At 46.1% G+C, this 23,042-nt stretch carries 21 protein-coding genes; 6 read left to right on the top strand and 15 right to left on the bottom strand.

Annotation, left to right across the window (positions count from 1 at the left end; all coding sequences use genetic code 11):
* Window positions 1-11: 11 nt before the first annotated feature.
* The 7 genes from fliI to flgB are packed head-to-tail and all read right to left on the bottom strand — an operon-like array spanning window position 12 to window position 5,896.
* Window positions 12-1,364: a flagellar protein export ATPase FliI gene (fliI, locus tag A5878_RS00660; RefSeq protein ID WP_086294347.1), complete on the bottom strand. Its 1,353-nt coding sequence runs from the start codon at window positions 1,362-1,364 to the stop codon at window positions 12-14.
* Window positions 1,361-2,119 carry a hypothetical protein gene (locus tag A5878_RS00655; protein ID WP_086294346.1) on the bottom strand — a complete coding sequence of 253 codons (759 nt, stop codon included), beginning with the start codon at window positions 2,117-2,119 and terminating at the stop codon, window positions 1,361-1,363. Before A5878_RS00655 ends, fliI begins: the two co-directional genes overlap by 4 nt.
* Window positions 2,103-3,107: a flagellar motor switch protein FliG gene (gene fliG, locus A5878_RS00650; RefSeq protein WP_005226586.1), complete on the bottom strand. Its 1,005-nt coding sequence runs from the start codon at window positions 3,105-3,107 to the stop codon at window positions 2,103-2,105. Before fliG ends, A5878_RS00655 begins: the two co-directional genes overlap by 17 nt.
* 10 nt (window positions 3,108-3,117) lie before the next feature.
* Complete coding sequence (gene fliF / locus A5878_RS00645; RefSeq protein WP_175445281.1) at window positions 3,118-4,740, bottom strand: flagellar basal-body MS-ring/collar protein FliF; 1,623 nt, start codon at window positions 4,738-4,740, stop codon at window positions 3,118-3,120.
* 27 nt (window positions 4,741-4,767) lie between these two features.
* The gene (fliE, locus tag A5878_RS00640; RefSeq protein ID WP_074535600.1) at window positions 4,768-5,091 is read right to left on the bottom strand and encodes a flagellar hook-basal body complex protein FliE; all 324 of its coding nucleotides are present in this window, start codon (window positions 5,089-5,091) and stop codon (window positions 4,768-4,770) included.
* Between the two features lie 7 nt (window positions 5,092-5,098).
* Window positions 5,099-5,515, bottom strand: a complete 417-nt coding sequence (gene flgC / locus A5878_RS00635) for a flagellar basal body rod protein FlgC (RefSeq protein ID WP_003129038.1) — start codon at window positions 5,513-5,515, stop codon at window positions 5,099-5,101.
* Between the two features lie 21 nt (window positions 5,516-5,536).
* The gene (gene flgB / locus A5878_RS00630) at window positions 5,537-5,896 is read right to left on the bottom strand and encodes a flagellar basal body rod protein FlgB (protein WP_017144455.1); all 360 of its coding nucleotides are present in this window, start codon (window positions 5,894-5,896) and stop codon (window positions 5,537-5,539) included.
* A gap of 620 nt (window positions 5,897-6,516) precedes the next feature.
* Between flgB and motA the strand changes: the two genes are divergently transcribed.
* Both motA and A5878_RS00615 read left to right on the top strand, forming a co-directional pair.
* Window positions 6,517-7,281 carry a flagellar motor stator protein MotA gene (motA, locus tag A5878_RS00620; protein WP_005232810.1) on the top strand — a complete coding sequence of 255 codons (765 nt, stop codon included), beginning with the start codon at window positions 6,517-6,519 and terminating at the stop codon, window positions 7,279-7,281.
* A 13-nt stretch (window positions 7,282-7,294) separates the two neighbouring features.
* A complete protein-coding gene (locus tag A5878_RS00615) occupies window positions 7,295-8,065 on the top strand; it encodes a flagellar motor protein MotB (protein WP_086294344.1) in 771 nt (256 codons plus the stop codon).
* Between the two features lie 33 nt (window positions 8,066-8,098).
* Here the strand turns inward: A5878_RS00615 and A5878_RS00610 are convergent, their stop codons facing one another.
* The 3 genes from A5878_RS00610 to A5878_RS00600 all read right to left on the bottom strand — a co-directional run bounded on the left by A5878_RS00610 (window position 8,099) and on the right by A5878_RS00600 (window position 11,721).
* Window positions 8,099-8,308 carry a hypothetical protein gene (locus tag A5878_RS00610; protein WP_086294343.1) on the bottom strand — a complete coding sequence of 70 codons (210 nt, stop codon included), beginning with the start codon at window positions 8,306-8,308 and terminating at the stop codon, window positions 8,099-8,101.
* A gap of 272 nt (window positions 8,309-8,580) precedes the next feature.
* Window positions 8,581-10,626 carry a methyl-accepting chemotaxis protein gene (locus A5878_RS00605; RefSeq protein WP_005226571.1) on the bottom strand — a complete coding sequence of 682 codons (2,046 nt, stop codon included), beginning with the start codon at window positions 10,624-10,626 and terminating at the stop codon, window positions 8,581-8,583.
* Between the two features lie 285 nt (window positions 10,627-10,911).
* Window positions 10,912-11,721, bottom strand: a complete 810-nt coding sequence (locus A5878_RS00600; protein WP_005226570.1) for an aldo/keto reductase — start codon at window positions 11,719-11,721, stop codon at window positions 10,912-10,914.
* 171 nt (window positions 11,722-11,892) lie between these two features.
* Here A5878_RS00600 and A5878_RS00595 point away from each other — a divergent pair, with 171 nt between their 5' ends.
* Window positions 11,893-12,285, top strand: coding sequence for a YbaN family protein (locus A5878_RS00595; protein WP_086294342.1), 393 nt, complete (start codon window positions 11,893-11,895; stop codon window positions 12,283-12,285).
* A gap of 82 nt (window positions 12,286-12,367) precedes the next feature.
* Here A5878_RS00595 and ppdK read toward each other — a convergent pair whose 3' ends face one another.
* Complete coding sequence (gene ppdK / locus A5878_RS00590; protein WP_015508725.1) at window positions 12,368-15,001, bottom strand: pyruvate, phosphate dikinase; 2,634 nt, start codon at window positions 14,999-15,001, stop codon at window positions 12,368-12,370.
* Between the two features lie 190 nt (window positions 15,002-15,191).
* Here ppdK and A5878_RS00585 point away from each other — a divergent pair, with 190 nt between their 5' ends.
* The 3 genes from A5878_RS00585 to A5878_RS00575 are packed head-to-tail and all read left to right on the top strand — an operon-like array spanning window position 15,192 to window position 18,519.
* A complete protein-coding gene (locus tag A5878_RS00585; protein ID WP_005232817.1) occupies window positions 15,192-15,827 on the top strand; it encodes a helix-turn-helix transcriptional regulator in 636 nt (211 codons plus the stop codon).
* Between the two features lie 12 nt (window positions 15,828-15,839).
* Window positions 15,840-16,658, top strand: coding sequence for a pyruvate, water dikinase regulatory protein (locus tag A5878_RS00580; RefSeq protein ID WP_086294341.1), 819 nt, complete (start codon window positions 15,840-15,842; stop codon window positions 16,656-16,658).
* Entirely contained in the window at window positions 16,648-18,519 is a 1,872-nt protein-coding gene (locus tag A5878_RS00575) for a fructose-1,6-bisphosphatase (RefSeq protein ID WP_086294340.1), read from the top strand. The genes A5878_RS00580 and A5878_RS00575 overlap by 11 nt, the downstream gene beginning before the upstream one ends.
* A gap of 33 nt (window positions 18,520-18,552) precedes the next feature.
* Here the strand turns inward: A5878_RS00575 and A5878_RS00570 are convergent, their stop codons facing one another.
* The 4 genes from A5878_RS00570 to A5878_RS00550 form a co-directional block, all read right to left on the bottom strand.
* Window positions 18,553-18,966, bottom strand: a complete 414-nt coding sequence (locus tag A5878_RS00570; protein WP_005232820.1) for a phosphate-starvation-inducible PsiE family protein — start codon at window positions 18,964-18,966, stop codon at window positions 18,553-18,555.
* A 296-nt stretch (window positions 18,967-19,262) separates the two neighbouring features.
* Window positions 19,263-19,829, bottom strand: coding sequence for a hypothetical protein (locus A5878_RS00565; protein ID WP_086294339.1), 567 nt, complete (start codon window positions 19,827-19,829; stop codon window positions 19,263-19,265).
* 268 nt (window positions 19,830-20,097) lie between these two features.
* A complete protein-coding gene (locus tag A5878_RS00555) occupies window positions 20,098-20,601 on the bottom strand; it encodes a general stress protein (protein WP_005226556.1) in 504 nt (167 codons plus the stop codon).
* Window positions 20,602-20,842: 241 nt separating this feature from the next.
* Entirely contained in the window at window positions 20,843-22,945 is a 2,103-nt protein-coding gene (locus tag A5878_RS00550) for an SH3 domain-containing protein (protein ID WP_086294337.1), read from the bottom strand.
* Between the last annotated feature and the right edge of the window lie 97 nt (window positions 22,946-23,042).

The raw sequence follows: 23,042 nt of genomic DNA, 5'->3' as shown, positions 1-23,042 counted from the left end.
TATGATCTGTTTTACATGGTCGATCGCTGGCGCTCGATCAGCGCTTCTTCACTGAACAAATGCGCCAGTTCAAAAATCGTTTGTTCAAATGGGATCCGCTCATCCACTTTTTGCTGTAAAAACCGTAGGATGGGGTGATGCAACGCGATCGCTTGGTCAGTCAACGCATTGCTGCCGCTTTTGTAGGCACCGATATCGATCAAATCCTTGGCCTCTGCATAAACGGCCATGTTTTCTTTTAGTTCCCCCGCATGTTTATGCTGTTCCTCAGAAACAAGGGTCTTCATCAAGCGGCTGAGGCTGTTTTGAATATCGATGGCAGGATAATGATTTTGAGCGGCGATTTTTCGGGACAACAGAATATGTCCATCAAGAATTCCCCGCACCGCATCAGCGATCGGTTCATTCATGTCATCCCCTTCTACCAAGACAGTATAAAAGGCCGTGATCGAGCCTTTGTCCGACATCCCACTGCGTTCTAACAACTTCGGTAAAGCTGTAAACACAGAAGGGGTATAGCCTTTGGTCGTCGGCGGCTCGCCTGTCGATAGACCGATCTCCCGCTGTGCCATCGCAAAACGGGTCACCGAATCCATCATCAATACGACTTTCTTCCCTTGATCGCGGTAATACTCAGCGATCGCTGTTGCCACATGAGCCCCTTTTAATCGTACGAGAGGCGGCATATCGGAGGTGGCACAGACAACGACCGACTTGCGGTAACCTTCTGGGCCTAGATCATTTTCAATAAATTCTTTGACTTCTCGTCCCCGCTCACCGATCAAGCCGATCACGATGACATCGGCTTCGCAATAACGAGCCAACATCCCCAATAAAGTACTCTTACCGACCCCGCTGCCGGCAAAAATGCCGATCCGTTGGCCAAGGCCGACGGTCAAAAGACCATCGATCGCCCGGACACCTGTCGGCATGATCTCAGCGATTTTTTGACGGCGAAAGGGGTCAGGAGAATCTTGACTAACTGGATATTCTGGCGCACTTTCCAGCTCCAGCGCCATATCTAACGGTCGCCCTAGTCCATCTAAGGTGTGCCCTAGCAGCGTATCATCGATTTTTACCGTCAACGATTTGCCAGTTGGCCGCACCAAACAGCCCGGTCCGATGCCTTCTAGCTGATCAAGGGGCATCAGGAGCACGGTTTTTTTCACAAAGCCTACGACTTCGGCTAAGGCTGTATGTGTCTTGTTTTGCAATGCGACTTCACAGATTTCCCCTATGAAAACCGCCAGCCCTTCGACTTTGATCAGCAGACCTACGACTTCGCTGACTTTGCCGTAGGTGGTAAAAAACGGCTGTGCTTGCGCCGTTTTGCGCAGCTCTGTGATCGGTAATTCAAACGTCATTCCTTCACACTGCTTTCTAGAAATTGGCTCAAAAAGCGAGCGATTTCTTCCCTCAGTTCAAAAACCACCAAGGCATTTTCAGATTCGATACAAAAATCGTGTTCCGCCAAGCTGTCATCTGCCATGAGTAAATAGCGAAACCCGCTGATCGTCTGCTTTTTGGTTTCCAACAATTCTCGCAATCCTGCAAGATGCTGCTCTTGGCTGCGAACAGTCACAAATTGATCGGGTTGTTCAAATTGCCATAGCACAGACTCCACAAAAGGCAAGAAGCCTGCTTGCTCATCTGTAAAACGTTGATTGATCAAGGCTTCAGCGATTGTCGTGCCATAAGCGATCATTTCTTGCTTTTTCTCTGAGCGAAAGGTATTGATCTCAGAAACGGCTTCAGCGACATTGGCTTGGGCTTGTGCCATCAATGCTTGCGCGGCTTCTTTGCTGGCATTGAGTCCTTCTTGATAGCCTTGTTGAAAGCCGTCTGCTTGTCCTGCTTGAAAGCCTTCCGTTCTCGCTTCTGCTAGAATTTGCGTTGCTTGTTCTTGTGCATCGGTCAAAATCTGCTGCTTCAAGGCTTCCATTTGCTGCAGATGCCGTTCCTGCTCCAACTGGCGTGCACGTCTAGCCGCTTGCAGTTCTGGGTCTAAGCTTGGTTTCTCAATCGGCGCTTTGATGGTCGTATCCGTCAAAATACTGCGCGCAGCTTCGGTCGTTTTGACCGCCTGCTGCTTCAATAAACTGCTATTTGACCACTGCATCTTGGTCGCCCCTTCCGATGTAGATCTCACCGGTTTCATCTAGCCGTCGAATCACAGCCACCACACTTTGTTGGGCTTCTTCTACAGCAGACAAGCGGGTAGGACCCATAAATTGAATTTCTTCTTGCAGATTTTCCACCGCCCGTGATGAGAGGTTGGAGAAAATAAAGTTCTTGATGTCATCGGTCGTGCCTTTAAGCGCTAAGACTAACACATCGTTTTGAACATCTCGTAAGACTTTTTGAACATCCAAGCGATCGAGGGTCACGATATCCTCGAAAGTAAACAAGCTGGATTTCACTTCGTTGGAGAGTTCTGGTTGCCGCTTTTCTAAGTCGTTCAAAATGTTCTTTTCGGTGCTGCGGCTGACTGAGTTCAAGATCTCAACCAGAGTATGCACACCACCGACATTTTCCGTATCGTTCTCAATGTAATTCGAGAATTTGTTCTCGATCACTTTTTCGATCCGTTCGATCACCAAAGGCGACGTACTGGAGATCGTCCCGATCCGTTCAGCGATCTCCACTTGCAAATGATCGGGAAACTGCGACAAGACGCTGGCCGCTTTGTCCGGCTGCATGTAGCACAAAATCAACGCTACCGTTTGCGGATGTTCACCGATCAACAGATTGGTCAACTGTTGAACATCGGCTTTGCGAGCGATATTAAAGGGCCGTTCCCGCAGCTGAATCTGAGTCAATACGTCAATGACTTCTTTGGCTTTTTGAGGGCCTAATGCTTGGTTCAGCAAATTTTTGGCATAATCGATCCCGCCGTCTAAGACATATTTGCGGGCCGTTGCGGTATGAGAAAATTCCTCCAACACTTGATCCCGCTCTTCGGGACTGACAAAGTCGATATTGGCGATCTCATAGCTCACCTTTTGTATAAATGATTCTGGCAGCAGCTTCATGATCTTTGCAGAGGTATCTGATCCTAGAGAGATCAGAAGAATCGCTGCTTTTTTTACCCCGTCTATTGTATCCATGGCTGCCCCCTTATTTTTCTTTCATCCAAGCTTTGATCAATTCCGCCGCTACTTCAGGATTGCTTTCGGCATAATTTCTAGCCGTTTGATCCAATGTTGGTTCTCCTGAATGTTCTGCTGCGGCTTCTTGTGTGGATGCTTCTGGCACCGCTGGTTTCGTTTCAGCAGACCGATTGCCGACACCGCCAAAAACGACTTCTTGTGCAACTGACGGACTTGCTCCAGTGCTAACTGCTGACGGTTGTGCAAAAGTGACCATTTCCTCCGTCACATCGACTTCCAGCTCGTCTTCTTTACGACGACGTCGGATCACGCCAACGATCATTAAAATCACTAAGAACAAGGTCAACACGATGCCGCCGATGATGGCATACTTGAGATAACCTTTGGCAGCTGCAATCGGTTCATTCCCTTGCGGATCAACGGCTGGATCAACCTCTGCTTGGGCAAAGTCAAATCCTTGGATCGCGATTTGATCACCACGGTCATTGTCATAGCCGACGGCACTAGCAATCAACTGCTGCAATTCTGCTTGATCCGCTTGCGAAAGGTTCGCATTGATCACGATCGAGCTGGTCATTCGTTCGATCATGCCAGGGGCCGTAATGGTCGTGGTGGTCTCGGTATCCAATTCGTTTTCCACCGAACGGCTGTAGGAATTGTTTCCCTCTCCATCCGTGCCCGTCACATTGGAGACATTGTCATCCACCGTCCCTGTTTGGGCTTCTTGGACGGTCCCTTGCGAACCAGCAGCCTGCACTGTCTCACTCTTGATCTCTGGGTCATCATAAGTAACTTTCTTCCGCTCGATCGAGTCAAAATTCAAGTCTAAATTGATCGACACTTGGAATTTGTCTGCGCCATAGATCGGTGTCAGCAGCTTCGCTACTTTTTCTTCTAGTGTTTTTTCATAGGAATCTTTGATGGCAATGTATTTAATGTTCAGGCCACTTAATTGACTGGCTTCATCTTCGGTTCTCGTCAAGGTATTGCCCGCGCTATCAACGACTTTTACATTTTCTGGCTTCAGCTTTTCCACTGCCCCTGAAGTCAAGGTAACGATCCCTTGCACGGACTCGTCTGCAATCTGCTGATTTTTCAAGGTCAACACGATAGAAGCAGTTGGCGCACTTTCCTCAGAAGAAAAGACACTTTCTTCTGGCATTACGAGTAAAACTTTGGCGGATTTGACCGCATCGATCGACTCGATCGCTCGTTGCAGTTCGCCCGTTACTGCCCGCTGATACATGATCTTGCGGTCTTCGTCGGTTGTCATCATGTTGGCATCATCAAATAATTCAAAGCCCGTACTGGTATTTGGTAATTTATTGTCCACGGCAAGATTGATGCGGTATTCATCGACTTGGTCTTTATCGATCAAAATAGTCGTCCCATTGTCGGCTAATTTGTAGGCGATCTGCTGTTCCTCCAAATCCTTGCTGATCGTTCCCGCATCGGCATCGCTTAGATCCGTAAACAAGATACCGTATTCAATTCGCGTATTTAAATAATAAACAGCTGCTGTGATTCCGAGAACGCTGATAACGGAAAGAACAACGATCATTTTCTTTAAAGAGCTTTGCATTTGCCAACGGTCTTTGAGTTGTTCTGTCCATTCTTTCACTTTATCCATCATTTATCCTTATTCCCTCACCCACTGCTAAAACTGCATATTTTTCACGTCATTGTAAGCTTCTAAACACTTGTTTCGTACTTGAACGGCTGTTTGTAGCGCCAGTTGCGCCTCCGTCATGCGAATCATCACATTCCCTAGATCGCTTTCATCGCCGGTGATCAAATTTACAGTATCTTGATCCATGACCGCCGTTTTTTGATTCAACTGATCGACCGCATTGGTCAAGTAAGAAGAAAACTGATTTTCCTCGGCGCCTGCAGCACTGGTCTCGTTTGAAGCAGCCCCCGTGCCTAGTGTCCGCAAAACGTTTTGGTAGTCCGTTAATCCTGTCGTTAAAAGTCCATCCATTTTCTCGTTACCCCTTTGATATTTCTAATGCTTTTTTCAAGATCGTTTTATTCATTTCTGAAGCAGAAACATTGGCTTCGTACGTTCGAACCGCTTGCAACATTGCCACCATTTCATCGGCAATATCCACATTTGATTGACCGACATATCCCTCATCGTTGGCAGCGGGATTCGTAGGATCATAGGTCAGTTTTTCCGTCTCATCGGCAGCGATCCCCGTCACTTTGACACCATATGTAGCCGGTGTTCCTTCGCGACTATTTTTTAAATTTTCTGAAAAAAGAATACTCTTTTTTTGATAAGCAGCGGTTGTTTGTGTTTGATTCGTATTTACATTTGCGATATTGCTGGAGATCGTATCTAGTTTTAACCGTTCCAATGCTAGACCGCTCGCGTTGATCGTTAGTCCATTAAACATACCCATTTGTTTTTCCTGCGCTTTCTATCAATTACTCAATACAAGGTTCATCATTTGCAAGCGACCGTTGACTTGTGCGGTCAATGCACTGTAATATAACCCATTGGCTGCTTGATCCAACATCTCCACTTCAAGATCCACGTTATTGCCGTTGTCTTTGATGCTGGTAGTTGCATTTTCAGTGATTTTCGGTTTTACTTGAGAAACTGACGCTTCGGTTGCAGCGTCCGTCCCTGATGAAGCGAGTGCCTGCTTTAATTCGCTTTCAAACACAATGCGTTTTGCTTTGTACCCATCCGTGTTGACATTAGCGATATTAGACGAGATCAATTCTGCGCGTTGGGCAGAAACGTTCATGGCTGTTTTTAATAAATCATAGGTATCCAACAATAATTGCTCCTTCCACCTTCTGTACCAAACGTTTTTTTCAGCGATGGAACAGAAACAAATATATTTATTTATTTTTTTGTTATAGATTAAAAAAACAAGAAGACGTGATGTCATTATAGTAGAATTATTTTTATTTTACAATTTGATTTTTGCAACTTTACGGATATGACATTTAAGTTACAAGCATGTTATGTTATTTGTTAAACACTGTTTCATCGCAATTTCGTCCCCAGTTATAAAAAGCAAACGATCGATATAAAGCGTTTTACAAGCATATCTATGCCTTTTGATCAAAATCAGTTTTTTGATAAAAAAACAAGCATTATTCGAAAAATTGATTAAAACATTTTCATTTGTGCTGAATGACATGACAAACCCTGAGAAACGGTTCACGAAAAAAAACGGTACCGTCTATAAATATTCACAAAAATTGCAAGCTGTACCATTTCAAAAATTTGCCGCAACTTGCCCAAAAAACAACAAAAAAAGAAGAAGCTGAAAATTTATTTTAGTTATTTTTAGGATTATTTTTTTTTGCTATTAAGAATGATTTTAATTCACCGATAAAATAAATGAGGGTTTAAAACCTGGAAATAGAATTTAGGAGGACGCAACAAATGGATTTTTTCTTGCTGATCGGTATTATTTTAGGATTGATATCTGTGGTGGTTGGGATGATTGTAAAAGGTGCCAATGTGGCCGTTTTGATCAATCCGGCAGCCGCGATCATCATTTTCGTTGGTGTGATCGCAGCCGTTATCAATTCATTTCCCAGCAGTGATATCAAAAAAATCCCGAAGATCTTCGGCGTTCTGCTGAAAAATAAAGAATACGACTTAAAAACAACCATCAATACCATCGTTGAATTAGCCAACCAAGCCCGGCGCGACGGTTTGTTATCTCTTGAAGGTGCCATCCAAAACTTAGAAGATCCTTTTTTAAAAAAGGGCTTGGAAATGGTGGTTGATGGCATCGCTGCCGAACAGATCCAAGAAATCATGGAGAATGAAATCTATGGGATCGAAGAACGGCATCGCATCGGCTCGGCTATTTTTAAAACCGCCGGCACGAGTTCCCCGACCTTAGGGGTGTTAGGAGCCGTGATCGGGCTGATTGGGGCGCTAGGTAATTTAGAGGATGTAGAGGCACTGGGGCACATGATCTCGGCGGCCTTCGTGGCGACCCTTTATGGTATTTTCTTCGGCTATGTCCTGTTCATTCCCTTTAGCTCACGCCTGACCTTGAAATCGGAGCAAGAGGTCCAAATGATGTCGATCATCGTGGAAGGGGTCTTAGCGATCCAAGCCGGACAATCGCCGAAAAGCATTGAGAAAAAATTATACAGCTTGATCGATCCGAAAAAACGGCAAGAACAATTATAAAGGGTGAAGCGACATGAAGCGAAAAAAGAAACATGAAGAACATGTAGACGAAGCGTGGCTTTTGCCTTACTCGGATATGTTGACCTTGCTGCTGGCTTTGTTCATCGTCATGTTTGCCATGGCGAAAGTCGATGATGAGAAGTTCCAAGAAATCCGAAGCGAATTCGGCACCATCCTTTCCAGCCACCACAGCAATTCATCTGTGATTGGGTCAGTGATCGATATGGGCGAGACCACGCCGCGAAAAAAAGCCGCCACTTCTGCCGAAGCACAAGCGCAAGAAGCAGCGGTTCGGACCCAACTAGAAAATCAGCAACTAGAAAAAATCAGCGACCAGCTGTCACAAGAGCTGGCAGCTTCTGGCTTAAAAGAGCAGACAGAAGTCCGCTTGGAATCCGATGGCTTGCATATCACGCTTGCCAGCAGTATCTTGTTTGCCTCTGGCAGCGCCGAGATCACGGACACCACTCGTCAGTCACTGGATCTACTATCGGACTCACTGAAAAAACTAAAAGCCAACAAAATCGTGATCGCTGGGCATACCGATAACGTACCTGAAAAAGGCAATGGCCGCTACCAATCTAACTGGGATCTTAGTTCCGCTCGGGCCATTACCGTTATGGAGTACTTCATCAGCAAAGGCGCCGTTTTAGAAAAAAATGCTGCCATCCAAGCCTTTGCCGATACCGAACCGAAAGCCGATAATAACACCCCCCAAGGCCGCTCGGAAAACCGCCGCGTGGAGATGATCATTCAGCGGACTGAAACGGCAGTTGCTCAATAAATAACCTTTTCCAATTAAAAAAACGATCCCCTTTCAAAGGCGATCGTTTTTTTTATCTATAAATAAATTGTAGTAGCCGTAACAAATGATGACAATGCCCACCAATGTGAAACGGTCAATAAAAGGAATCTCAAAAACCATAAAAAGCAACCCTTTTAAGCCTAAAATGATGATACCCATAACTAGCATCAGCCAAGAGGCGAGACGAATCAATTGGTATTCTTTTCCAAAAATCTTCAGCAACCGTACCCCTCCTTTTCTCAACTTAAAGTGTACGCTTTCTTAATGAGCAATCACAGTTGACCTGTCTGATGTTGCTGCTTGGCAAAAGTCGACAGCCATTGGTTGCTTCTTCTCATTATAACAGATGCTTCATGCCTCACCCTACGGTTCCCTAACTGACCTTCTTTTTTGCAGTTGGACAATTCTGATTTAACCTTACACATCAAAAAACCCCCATTACCAACGAATTTATTGGGAATGGGGGGGATGATCAGCTTTCGCTAGTCAATCATTTATTTTTCCACTTCAAACCGATTGGTCAATCGCTTCAACTCTTCTGCAATGTCCCTGAGATCGGCCACATGGTTGGTAAATTCATCCATGGTTGCCAAGACTTCTTCTGCATTTGCGGAAACTTCTTGTGTACCAGCGGCATTTTCTTCCGTTGATGCGGAAATGTTTTCTAAGTTTTCCAGTACACTGTTTTGAATGTTTTCGATACGAGCACTGGCTGCTTCAATATGATGGATGCCTTCGATCATATAGCTGCTGCGTTGGAAAACTTCTTTTGAAGAGGAGATCGCTTCTTTGATCAGGTTGGTTTGGCGAACGCCGCCTTTGACAGATGCCGACGTTTGTTTGACCATTTGACTAGACTGCTCACGAATTTCTTCAATGATCGCTTCGATCTCTTTGGTAGAAGCCTTGCTTTGTTCCGCCAATTTACGGATCTCAGCAGCTACGACGGCAAAGCCTTTGCCCGACTCACCTGCACTTGCGGCTTCGATCGATGCATTCAAGGCTAGCAAGTTGGTTTGGTAAGAAATATCGTTGATGACCCCAATGATCGAGTTGATGTTTTGGATACTATCATTCATTCCCGTCATGTTCGACATCAAGCGCTCCATCTGTGCCAACTCTTGTCGCCAGCTGTCATCGACTTGATCCATGATCGTTAAGTTTTCTTGATTGATCTTCGTAGATTCTTGCGACTTGCTGCTCATGCCGCCAACATTTTCTCGTAATTCTTTCACGACTTGCGACAGATTTTGCATTTGTGACACGCTGTATTCTGTTTCTTGGGCTTGAGCACCGGTCACTTCAGCAATACCCGTAATGGTTTGAGAGACTTCTTCTGTCGCAATATTGGTTTGTTTTGACAATTCTAATAAAGAATCCGACATTCCTGCGACACTGTTGCTTTCTTTTTGTACTTTTTGGATCAATGCACCCGTGCCTTCGATCATCACATTGTAATTGTCCGCCATTTGCTGGATCTCATTGCCTGCTTTGTCTGGATATACAACTCGGCGTGCCAATTGATCCCATGTCCATTTTTCGCCTTTGGCTCTTTTGGTTTTGCTCATCTTCTCTAGTTTGCCTTCACCGACTTTTCTAAAGTAACGATTGAAGCAATCGATGATCGCTGCGACTACTTTGATCGCGGCATAAGAAACCAGTCCTACAAAGAGCAGCATCAAGATCGTAACGATAATGGTGGTGCGGACTAACGCTCCTAACTCTTTGTCTAGATCACTAGCTTTGACTTCGGAGTACGCCCAAACATTGGAATCAGCAGACTTGTCATACAACACATCGTTGACTTTATTCGAGTCGCCTAAGCCAACCATGCCTGTCGGGTTTTTAGCTTCTTTGATTTTTTGGAACACTTCTTCTTCTTTGATATTCTTACCGATTTGTTTGGTGTTTTTTGAGGTCACGATGACCCCAGATTCTGAAACTAAGGTGACATTCCCAGTCCGCCCTACGGTAAAGGAAGACAAGATGTTTTGAATGCTTTCATAGGAAACATCGACGCTTAAAACCCCCACTTGATTATGGGAATTTTTGACCCTGATCGAAGCCGACGTCACAAATTGATTCGACACTGTATCTAAATAAGGTGCTGTCCAATACACTTCTCCTTCGGCTTTTACGGCCCCTTTGTACCATGGCCGAATCGTAGGCTTATAATCATCTGGTAAGGGATTGAAGGTTACATATTCATCATCTTCTGTTCCAAAAGTCACCGCTAAGAAGCTGTTGCTTCCAGCAATCGCTAAAGAAAGATCTGAACGGATGCGTCCCATGCTGAATTCTGTTTTCATCGCTGGCAGTTCAGCCATTGATTTCAATTTGCTTTCCGTCGATCGGCGCAAACTCTTTTCTTCCGCCAAGATCAAATTGACGGCACTTTCTTTGTTCAAATCATTTCGTTCAATCAATAAGTTCTTGGTGGTTAAATAGGAACTTGTCAGCATGACAATGATCGGGATCCCCGCAACCAGCATCAAGGTGATCATCACATAAATTCCTATCGTCTTTTTTCTTTTTTTCACAACTGTGCCACTCCTTCATTTCCAATTTCACACGATCCAATGAAGACTCGTCCGTAGACGACCCTTAGTAAGGATAATCGGTTATTTCTTTGAATGATTAAGAGGGTTCATTGGCAGAAACGGCTGCAAGCGCATTTTCTTTTTTGCTAAGGCTTACGGTTGCTGATCTAACGAATAGAAAAGCTCCTCAGTCATGAAGGAGCGTTGCGACTGCATAAAAATAGCCAGCACGGAAGTTTCCGCACTGGCTGTAGGGGCCCCTTTAATGGGGCTGCTTTTTATTGCCTATAATTCTTTGATGACAGCTTTTTCTTCCGCAGTCAAAGCGAAATCAAAGAGCGCTAAATTTTCGGCTTGATGTTTTTCTGAATGGGATTTCGGAATCACGATCACCCCACGCTCGATTTGGTAACGCAAGACCACTTGGCTCCAGGTTTTTTGATACGCTTCACCGATTTGGGTCAAGGTTTCCCGAGCCGCTTCTGAAATCCGTGAAAGTGGCCCCCAGGCTTCTGGAACTACCTGATTGGCTAAGGAATAGGCGATGATCGCATCGTTCCACTTGCCTGGATGCGATTCGATTTGATTGACCGCTGGTTTGATCCGACTGTTTGCCAATAAATAGCTAAGTTCTTCTTCTTGGAAATTGGACACCCCGATCGCTTTTAAGACCCCTTTATCGACATAAGCCTCAAGAACCGCCCAGACAGCGGCGATCTCTGCCAAGTTGTCCCACGGATGATGGATCAAATAAAGATCGATCGATTCCGTCTGCAAGGCTGCTAAACTCGCTTCGACTGACGCTTTCACGGCAGCTGCATCTTGCGTATGCTCTGGTTTCCCAGGAATCTTAGAAGTCAGGAAAAATTCGCTGCGGTCGATCCCGCTTTCTTTGATGGCTTTGCCTACTACGGCTTCGTTGCGGTAAGAAATCGCCGTATCAAAATGCCGATACCCAAGCTTGATGGCAGTCAACAGCTCTGTCGTATCATCATTGATCGCACCTTGGTATTCTCGGTTTTCTTTCCCAAATGTATTCGTCCCGCTGCCGATCACTGGAATCTGAATGCCGGTATTCAATTCAATCGTTTCCATGCTGCTTCCCCCTTTGTGTTGTTTCTAGTCTATCAAAAAAGCAGGAGTAAGGGGAAGAAAAACTCTTATTGCCGCTAAAAACGGGGAAAAGCACAAAACGCATGTTCAAGCAGCCCCTCCTCCGTTATACTGAGGGTAAGACACGAAACACCCAAATAAGGAGGGTTACTTTTGAAAAAAACACTGTTTTTTCTTTGTGGATCACTGACATTCGGTCTAGGTACGTTAGGAATCTTTTTGCCTTTCTTACCTACAACGGTCTTTTACTTGCTGACGGCTTATTTCTGGCTGCGGAGTTCCGATACCTATTATCAACGCTTGGTTCAATCAGAAAATTATCAAAAATACATTGAAAAACCACTCGTACAAAAACAGCTGAGCACCAAGGGAATGGTTCGGATGTTTGCCATGATGCTGCTAGTCTTTGCAATTCCTGCACTATTGATCCCTAATCTGCTGGTACGTTTCGTCCTCGCTGCCATCTACCTCGCCCATGTCATTGGGATCACTTGGTATTTAAAAGGACGCAAACCCGCGATTCAAAAAACGGATCAGCCCCTGTAAGAACGACGCTGCACGAACACACCGTAATCCACCAAGCAGGCGAGCCTTGCTAGTGGACTGCGGTGTATTTTTTTCTCCTATTTTAGCGGGAGCCCACTGACGCCTCTTCGATGATGGGGGCGGATTGGGCGATCGCTAACCAGGCAGCAGGGATTCGGTATGGGGAGCAAGAAACATAGTCGATGCCGATCTCTCGCAAAAATGCAATGGAATAGGGATCGCTGCCGACTTCGCCACAAACACCGATCGAGTGCTCTGGCTGACGATCTCTTACGCCAGTGATCGCTTGGCGCATCAAGGTGCCAACACCCGCCTGATCTAAGTGCTGGTAAGGATCTTCCTGTAAGATCCCCGACTGCAAATAGGCTTGAATAAAGCTGCCTGCATCATCCCGCGAAAAGCCAAACGTCATTTGGGTCAAGTCATTGGTACCAAAACTAAAGAACGCAGCATCTTCAGCACACTCCCCAGCGATCAAGCACGCTCTAGGTGTCTCGATCATCATGCCGATCTCGATGTGCAATGGTTGCTGCAGGGTTGCTTCTGCTTGAGCGATCACCTGTGTCAACGTCGCTTTCAACACCTGCAGCTCTGCGGGCAAACTGATCAGGGGCAATAAGATCGCCGCCTCTACCTCGACTCCTTGCTGCCGCAATTCCACAGCCGCTTCACAAATCGCCGCTGTTTGCATTTCATAAATTTCTGGATAGCTCAGTCCTAAACGGCTGCCGCGATGCCCCATCATGGGATTGACCTCTTGCAGCTCGTCAATTCGCCGCTCGATCACTGCCAATGATTTTTGACTACGGCGAGCCATTTCAAGGCGTTCATGCTCATGGGGCAAAAATTCATGAAGTGGTGGATCTAATAAACGAATCGTGCACTTCTTTCCTTGCGCGGCCTGCAGCATTTCTTGGAAATCGGCTTTTTGATAAGCCTTGATCTCAGCCAACGCCTTCAATCGTTCCGCCTTCGTTTCCGCCAAAATGACTTCCCGCATTTTCCACAAACGCTCTTCCCCAAAAAACATATGCTCCGTCCGTGCCAGACCGATGCCTGCTGCCCCAAAGGCCAGCGCAGCCTCAATGTCATTTTTCGTTTCCGCATTTGCGTAAACCTTTAGATCTGCCTGGGCTTGTGCCCACGTCAAAAGCTGATCCAGCAAGACACGCTCCTGGACACTGGTCATAGGCAGCTGCCCTTGATACAGTTTGCCAGTGCTGCCGTCTACCGAAAGCACGTCACCTTCTTCAATCAGCAGCTCGCCGCAGCGAGCCTGCTTCAAAAATACATCGACACTTAATGCCTCGCACCCTACCACACAGCAGACCCCCAGACCACGGGCGACCACCGCCGCATGCGAAGTCATCCCCCCACGAGCGGTAATGATCGCTTCACTCACCACCATGCCTTCAATATCTTCAGGTGAGGTTTCCTGCCGCAGCAGCAGGACTTTTTCTCCTGCGCGGCTGGCTTTTTCCGCCGCCTCTGCAGTGAAATAGACATGTCCTGAAGCTGCTCCTGGACTAGCCGGCAAGCCCTGCGCAAAGGCTTTGGCTTGCTGTAAGGCTTCGGGGGCAAATAACGGGTGCAGCAATTGATCGATCATTTCTGGTGTGATGCGATCTAGTGCTTGCCTGATAGTGATCCGACCTTCTGCGACCATATCCGTTGCGATTTGCGCTGCGGCAGCGGCGGTTCGTTTGCCGTTTCTCGTTTGCAAGACAAACAGCTGGCCGTCATCGATGGTAAACTCAATGTCTTGCATGTCTTGATAGTGATCCTCCAAACGCTCAGCCAGTTGCTTTAATTCCTGATAGATCATGGGATGCTGCTGTGCCAACGCTTGGATCGGTTGCGGTGTACGAATCCCTGCAACCACATCTTCCCCTTGGGCACACACTAAAAATTCGCCGAAAAGTCCCGGTTCCCCGGTTGCTGGATTGCGGGTGAAGGCGACACCCGTCCCGCTATTTATCCCGCTGTTACCAAAAACCATTTCTTGAATCGTTACGGCAGTCCCTAGATCGTCAGGGATGCGATGGAGAGATCGGTAGGTCTTTGCCCGTGGGTTGTTCCATGAGCGAAAAACCGCCGTGATGGCTGCCAACAATTGCTGAAACGGGTCTTGCGGAAACGCTTCTTGAGTATGTTCCATATAAATACTTTGAAACACGCGGCAGATCATTTGCCAATCATTGCCGGTCATCATTTGGTCTGACGCATAATTCTGCTGTTTCTTATAATCTGTCAAGTAGGCTTCAAAGTGCTCTTTTGCTACACCTTTCACCACATCCCCATACATCTGGATCAAGCGGCGGTAACAATCATAAGCAAAAACGGGGTCCCCCGTCTGCTGAGCCAAGCCTTGGACGGTTTCATCATTCAACCCAAGGTTTAAGATCGTATCCATCATCCCTGGCATGGAAAACTTAGCCCCACTGCGGACAGAAACCAACAATGGCGACTGCAGTCCGCCAAATGTTTTGTTCCTGCGGACTGCCAATTCTTCGATGGCAGCTTTGACTTGCTTGATGATCGCCTCAGGAAGAACCTGTTCTTCTAAATAGGTCAGGCAAATAGTCGCAGGGACGATAAATCCCTGGGGAACAGGCAAACCCAAATTGGTCATCTCCGCCAGATTTGCCCCTTTCCCGCCTAATAGTGCTTTTTGCTCTTTTGTGCCTTCTGAAAACCATACGACTGCTTTTTCCATCATGTTCCTCCTTTTAAATGTTATATACTATTTCGATTAATTAGCAGTATATAGTATGACACATTTAATCGTCAAGCTGAAAAAAGAAAACTTTTCAGGGATTTATCCTTTTTAAAAGAGAAGGATTGCCTTTTTATTCGGAAAATCATATAATCAATAGCATAGCACATAAAAGAAAGAAGGTGACACATTGGAATTAAGCCAAAGACAAATGAAAATCATTGAGATCGTCAAAGAGCATCAGCCGATCAGTGGGGAGACCATTGCGAAGCAGTTGGGCTTGAGCCGCGCAACCTTGCGGAATGACTTATCGATTTTGACCATGACCGGTTTATTAGACGCCCGACCGAAAGTCGGCTATTTCTATACAGGACAAACCGTTGAGCCTTTGCTTTTCGAAAAACTCTATCATACCAAAGTTGCAGAAGTCATGATCCCGCCGTTGCTGATCTCACAAACGGTCTCCGTTTATGAAGCGGTCACGACTTTGTTTATGTACGATGTCGGTTCCCTCTATGTCAAAAATGACCAAGACGAGCTGATTGGGGTCCTCTCCCGCAAAGACCTACTGCGCTTTGCGATCAGCAATGCCGCACCAGAAAAAACACCTGTAGCGATGATCATGACTCGCATGCCAAACATCGTGACCATCACACCCGAAGAAACGATTTTGACGGCTGGTACGTTGTTAGGGCGACATGAAGTCGATACCTTGCCTGTGGTCGATCCGCAGGAACCAAAAAAAGTCATCGGCAAAATTACGAAGACACGGCTGATGAATTACTTTATTCAAGCAGGCAATGACAGTGACAACACACACTTTTAGGGGGCAAAAACAATGAAGAACGTTCGAATATATTTGATTTCAGATTCCGTAGGCGAAACGGCACAAAAGCTGATCGCAGCCGTTTCCGCGCAGTTTCCCACGATCGACCTTTCAGACATCCAGCTCTTTCCCTTTACTAATGATGAAGAGAGCTTAGGCGAGATCCTCAAAGATGCCTTGCTAGACAAATCGATCGTCGTTACCACCTTAGTCAATAAAGAATTAGTCGCCTTTGTTGATGCTTTTGCCAAGCGGACTGGTTTGCAGTATGTCGACTTTATGTCGCCCTTGACCACGATGCTGGAAAAAACATTCGGTTTAGAAGCCGTCCAAGAGCCTGGTGCCTTGCATCGCTTGAACCAAGCATATTTCAGCCGGGTGGCAGCGATGGAATTTGCGGTGAAATACGACGACGGCAAAGACCCACGGGGATTTCTCGATGCTGACTTTGTCCTCTTAGGGGTTTCGCGAACCTCGAAGACACCATTGAGTTTATACATGGCAAACCGCGGCTACAAAGTGGCAAATCTGCCTTTGATTCCTGAAGTTGCTTTGCCAGCCGAAGTGCACCAAGTCGACCCGCGAAAAATGGTCGGTTTGACCACGAATCCAGAATCTCTGACCGAGATTCGGCGATCCCGAATGCATTCATTGGGCTTAAAAGAAGAGACCCATTACACCAATTGTGAACGAATCGAAGCAGAATTAGCTTACGCGAATGAATGGTTCAAAAAGCTGAACATTCCGGTGATCGATGTCAGCAAACGCTCCATTGAAGAAAGCGCGATGCTGATTGAAGAACAAGCCAAAGAACAGGTCCATGTTCAATAAAGACGCCTTGGCAAACCTGACCGAGATCATCAACTTGGAAGCCATCCAGCAGCTGCCGAAAGCCACCGAGCACTTTGTCAGCGATCTGCATGGTGAATACGATGCCTTTGACCATATTTTGCGGAATGGTTCTGGCAGTATCCGAGAAAAAGTCGAGATTTTGTTTACTGGCGTCTTGACGAAAGAAGAACAGACCGAACTTTGTTTTGTCATTTATTATCCAGAGGAGCTATTACAAGAACAGGCATGGACCCCTGCCGATTGGCGCTTAAAGATGGCACAGCTAGTGAAAGTTGCCCGCTTTACTTCCAGTAAATACACACGCTCCAAGGTACGCAAAGCACTGCCGTCTTCTTTTGCTTATATCTTAGAAGAACTGTTGTACCAATATGATGCTGACTTCAATAAAGAAGCTTACTATCGGGCGATTTTTGATAAGATCATTGAATTAGAGGCAGCCCCGCTTTTTTGCCAAGAACTGGCGTACTTGATTCAGCGCTTCGTAGTGGATCATCTCCACGTCTTAGGCGATATTTATGATCGCGGACCAGCGCCAGACAAAATCGTCGATCGCTTGATGACTTTGCCCTCACTGGATATTCAGCTAGGCAACCATGATATTTTGTGGATCGGCAGCTTTTGCGGCTCGCTGCCCTGTTTGGCCAATACGATCCGCATCGCTGCTCGCTACGGCAATCTGGCATTATTACAAGATGGTTATGGGATCGATCTATCAAAAGCACTGGCTTTTAGCCAAAAATATTACACAGAAAATGAAGGCTTTTATCCGCAAAAAACAGTGGACCCTTTATCAAGCCAGCAAAAAAAAGCAGCCATGCTTTTGCAACAGGCGTTTGCCATCATCCAATTCAAAGTCGAAGCAGCCGTGATCCAGCGGCGACCAGCATTTGCGATGGCAGAGCGCTGCTTGTTGCATCGCTTGTCTCAAGATCGGCAACAAATCCAGCTAGACCAGACCTATCCTTTGATCAACGGCTGTTTTCAACTAGTAGATCCCGATGATCCTTACCGTTTGACAGCAGAAGAACATGAGGTACTGCAAGATTTGCTGAGCCAATTTCAACGCTCGCCTCGCTTAGCTGCGCATATGCGCTTTTTAGTTGAGCATGGCACATTGTATCAGCGCTTCAACGACAACCTGCTGTATCACGGCTGCCTGCCTTGTCAGGAAAACGGCGATTTCCTGGCCTTTACTTTCCAGCAGCAGCCCTTAGCAGGCAAAGCGTTGATGGACTTTTTTCAGCAATGTTTGCAGGAAAGCTTTGCCCAACCAGAAAAGCAAACAGACCTTGCCACCGATATGATCTGGTATCTTTGGTGCGGCGAAGGCTCTTCCCTCTTTGGCAAAAAAGCCATGAAAACCTTTGAGCGCTACTTTATAGCAGATCGCAACACCCATACGGAACAAAAAAATGCCTATTATTCTTTAAGGGAAAACGAAGACTTCTGCTGCCGTGTCCTAGCTGCCTTCGGTCTGCCGCCGACAGGTCACATCATCAATGGCCATACCCCTGTCAAAGTGCGTAAAGGCGAGACGCCCATCAAGGCAAATGGTCGTTTATTGGTGATCGATGGCGGACTCTCTCGCTCCTATCAATCCGTCACAGGCATTGCTGGTTACACGCTGTTGTCAAATTCCTTCGGCATGACCTTAGCAGCCCATCAACCCTTTACAGATCGCCAGCAAGCCATCCAGCAGCGACGTGACATCGTCAATCAGAAAAAAATCGTCGTGCGGCAAACGGAAAGAACAACGGTAGGCCAAACAGATATCGGCAAGCGGCTGCAGCAAGAAAGTCGAGTGCATTTTGAAGAATTAAAAAATCATCCGATCCCTTGACGAGTCATTCGTCAACCAATCGGATGATTTTTTTTACAGTCCTTTGGAACTATGAAAGGCTTTGAGTTTTTCCAACGCCTGCAGCACAATGATCAAGACCAAGATCGCTAACGCCAAAAAGAGCGTTTCTAACCCTTTTCCTTGCGCTAAAAGCAGCTCTCTTAAAATTGCTGTGATACTGATCAAAATCAAGTAACGCACCGGAATATGGTGACCTTCTTTTACGTAACGCAATAACATCAAAATAATTTCCAGTAAAATAAACAATGTGGCGATCTCTTCGATCAATAAAGAAAGATCGCTAACTTCATGCAGTGGGATCACATGGACAACGATTTTGTAGATCGCTTCCGCCATCACCACCAAAACCAACAGAACCAACAGTCCTAACATAATATCAACCACAACACTAATCAATTTTTCGAAGTGCTTAAAATACTTTCCCATAACACCCCTCCTCGCACTTATTATAGCGAAACTACTCAGAATCACTTTATGATATGCTTGCAAGTGCAGTTTTTTTATGGAGGCAGTGAATAAAAGCGTAAGACAGCTCTTTTCTGTCCCAGCAATCCTCCAAAAAACCTTCCTCTTTGCTACTTTTTGAAGTCTCAGAGTGAGGAATCGCGCATCCTTCGTGCACTTGGTGTGTTCGTGGCTCTGAACATAAGCAAATAAAAAAGCTAGGCACAAGGCCTAGCTGAAATGGTCCCTTTAGATGAGATTGATTTTTACAGTCAGGCTCAGTGAGCCCCTTCGACTGTTAGATCAACATTTTCACTCGTATCTTCCGCGGCTTCGTCGTCGCTATTGGAGGTTTCTGAAGACGGCTCAGTCGTTTCACTGCTGGAGCTGCTTGTTGTAGTACTGGTCGAACTCGTACTGGAAGAGCTTGAAGAACTGCTGCTAGCGCTACTGCTAGAAGTATCGCTAGTGGTGGTTGATCCGCCACTCGGCGCGGTACTCGAACTGCTTTCGCTACTTGCTGAAGTGCTGACGCTAGGCTCTGTCTCTGCTTCACTTACAGAAACAGACGTGCCTTCATTTGTCGACGCTTCGATCGAGCGACTAGTCGTTGAAGAAGGTGTATACGAACTAACACTGGCTTCATAAAAAATCTGACTGGAATCAGAGGTTTCTTCGATACTGCTGCTTGCGGTCTGGTAAGGTGGCTCGGAGGAACTACTGGAAGAATCTCGAACAAAGGGCGCGGCAACAAAGGCATTGGCATCTTGATTGATCGCCACACTCAAAAAAACCGCAACAAAACAACTGACTAATGCCGACTGCATATTGAACTTGAATTTCATCGCACTCCCCATCCTTTCCCAAAAATATGGTTGGACCTTCCGTCAATAATCTATCTCATTCTTATATTATACAAAAAAAAGCAATCGTCAACAAATTAAGTTTTATTTTCAAAGATGACAAAGACATGAATGCCCGTTGCGCAACAAAAAAAGCCCGAGGGCGACGGTCGATCACCTGCGGGCCCATCCCTTCACTAAGGGTTGGCAGGTGCGACGGATGCTCGTTCCTCTGGCTTTAATGGTTCCTTTACTTAAGAAATTCTTTTACTTATAAGTTTCGCAGATGATTCGGGTCATGGATCGGTGCTTCAATATCACTGTCTCCCATGCGCGGTGTTGGATGAACGGACTCATCGGGCATCGCTGTTTCACCTGGTAACGGTTGATCGATGATTGGCTCAGTATCTGCATCACGATCCGTTATTTTGTCCATCGGCTGATAATCGTAGACGCCGACAACGAGTTTGTCTCGTTCGATGTCATCTCGGTAGCCGTATAATGGATCATGTTCATCGTCTCTGTGATCTGAATCGCCAAAAGAAAACGCATCTTTGATTTTTTCCCAAAGCGAACGATCTTCGTCTTCACTAGCAGCATGCTCCACTTCCACATCATCGATGGATTCTAACCCAAATTGATCGATGACTGTTTGATTCGCATACAGCACGATATCGTCTTTGCCATAGCCTTCGTTTGTCAATTGCTCAATAACCGGTAATACTTCTGTTCGAGTGTCGTAACTGCCAATAATCGTTAGGTTTCTGTTGTGCATGTGAAATCCTCCTTATTTTGTGTACGCTTCGATTGTTCTGGTTCTGAAGCAATTCTTTTAAAACTAGCAATTTCTATTGCTTCTTTCATTCTAACGCAGGGTTCTATGATTGACCAAATAGTTTGATTGCGCTTACGAAAAACAAGTAGTTTCTTGATAAACCGCTAGCAGCTTAGTGAACGCTTGATCCAGCATAAAAAACCGCGTGAGCCAATGGCATACACGCGGTTGCTTTTGCTTATTATTTAGAAACGATCAACTTTTGCCCGACATAGATCGTATAGCTGCTGTTGATCTTGTTCCATGATGCGATTTGGCTGATGCTGGTATTGTATTTTTGTGCCAGTGACCATAGGCTGTCACCTGATTTCACCGTGTGCGTCTTCGTTGAACTACTGCTGGTATTCGTATTAGAAGACCCACTGCTAGCAGCTGTCAAGTAGGCACCGCTGACCCAGCCTTTGCCAGAAACATAATACCATTTGTTCGTGCCATTGACGGTCGTCCCGGTTTTTGTTGCGGTAACCGTGACGGTTGCCCCTTTACTTAAAGAACCAGTAATACTGCTGCTGGTAGAAGCATCGGAACGAACATTTAAAATCTCGGTGGTTTTCATTTTCTGATTTGTCGTCGTTGAACCGCTGTTATTGGAAGAGCTGCTGGTTGTTGTCAAGTAGGCACCACTGACCCAACCTTTGCCAGAAACGTAGTACCACGTTTTATTGCCTTCCACTGAAGTACCGTTCTTTTTCGCTGTCACGGTAACGGTCACCCCTTGACCAAGCGTCGTCACGACACGGCTGCTGGTAGAAGCATCCGAGCGGACATTCAATGCGGCCGTCGTCTTCATTTTTTGATTGATGCTTGAACTGTTGTCTTCTTTTTCTGCTTCAGAAGCATTATTGTTGGTCACTTCAGTAAGGTAGGCACCGCTGACCCAACCTTTGCCAGAGACATAGTACCAATTTTTGTTGCCGTTGACTGATGTGCCGGTTTTCATAGAAGTGGCTGTAAAGGTCGTGCCTTTGCTAAGTGATCCTACCACTGATCCGCTAGTAGAAGCGCTGGAACGAATATTCATCGCTTCCGTCGTCTTCATTTTTTTGTTGATCGTCGTGCCAGAATTGCTATTGTCAGAACCGGTGTTGCCTGATCCGCTATTGCTATTTGAAGAATCGGTCGAAACCTTCGTCAAATATGCACCGCTGACCCAGCCTTTGCCAGAAATTTTATACCACGTGGTGTTGCCGTTGACGCTGGTGCCCGTTTTGGTCGCCGTTGCCGTAAACGTCGTATTGGCTGCTAACGAACCAGTAATAGAGGCACTGGTGGAGGCATCCGAACGAATATTCATGGATGACGTGGTTTTCATTTGCTGATTGATCGCTGTTTCATCACTGACGATCGTTTCATTGCTATTGCCGCCGCCTGCATTTGAGCTGCCAGTGTCATATTGCGTTAAATTATACGTACTGATCAAATTGTTTAATTTGCTGGCATAAGAAGTATCGGTTGCATACCGCCCTTGCAGCCAAGCGGTCGCTTGCGTGTAAGAGGTCGTATTGCTTTTCCACGCACCGCTGTAATAGTAGTTGCCGCTAGAAAAACTCGTGTTGCGCAACACATACGCATTGTCTTCAAAAGACTCTTTTAATGATGGGTATTTCCGAAACTTGGCGCTGATCAAATAATAATTGCCTGAACCATCATCTTCATACGTATCCATTGTCACGTATTGACCATTATAGCTACCTTTGATCCCAAACATATTGTTGGCCGTGGTCGTCAAAGTTGATGCGCCCCAGCCAGATTCCAAAATCGCTTGTGCCATCATGACAGAGGCATACAGATCGTTTGCTGCCGCTACTTCCGTTGCATAGCCGCAAATCTGACTGATAAAGGCAGCCGGATCGATCGTTGCCCGTGAAAATAATGCCCGACTGGTCAAATCCGAAAGGGCTGATGGTACTTCATCTGCTTCTAAGACTTCATCACTAGCGACTGTTGTGCTTTCTGTCGTCGCTGTTTCTGATCCCTCAGTGACTACTTCCGTCCCTGACTCCTCCGTCGTTTCCGAAGTTTCTTCGGTCACAACAGGTGCTGTCGTCGATGCTGTCGTTTCCTCAACCGGTGTGCTGTCGGTTTCTGGTGTAGTGTTTGTTGTTTGTTCAACGACCTTGAGGTCATTGCTAGTTTCTGTCGTTGCCGTTTCAGCCGCATGCCCTAAGGTCGGGATAAACGTTGATCCCGCTACTAAAGTAGTAGCCATCGTAATACTTTTTTGGGTATATTGTGTGCGCTTCAAGCGCTTTTCTAAGCGGCGTCGTTCTTTACGAATTGTCATTTAATCCCTCCGTCGTATTAGCCTTTTTTTATTGTAACACGATTTATTAAAAAATGGGGGGTTAAGATGAAAAAACAGTGAAATCAACGAGATAATT

It is taken from the genome of Enterococcus sp. 3G6_DIV0642 (genome assembly GCF_002140635.1).
GTDB lineage: Bacteria > Bacillota > Bacilli > Lactobacillales > Enterococcaceae > Enterococcus_D > Enterococcus_D casseliflavus.
Note: the sequence above shows the minus strand (reverse complement) of the source record. Positions and strands in the feature narration are given on the sequence as shown.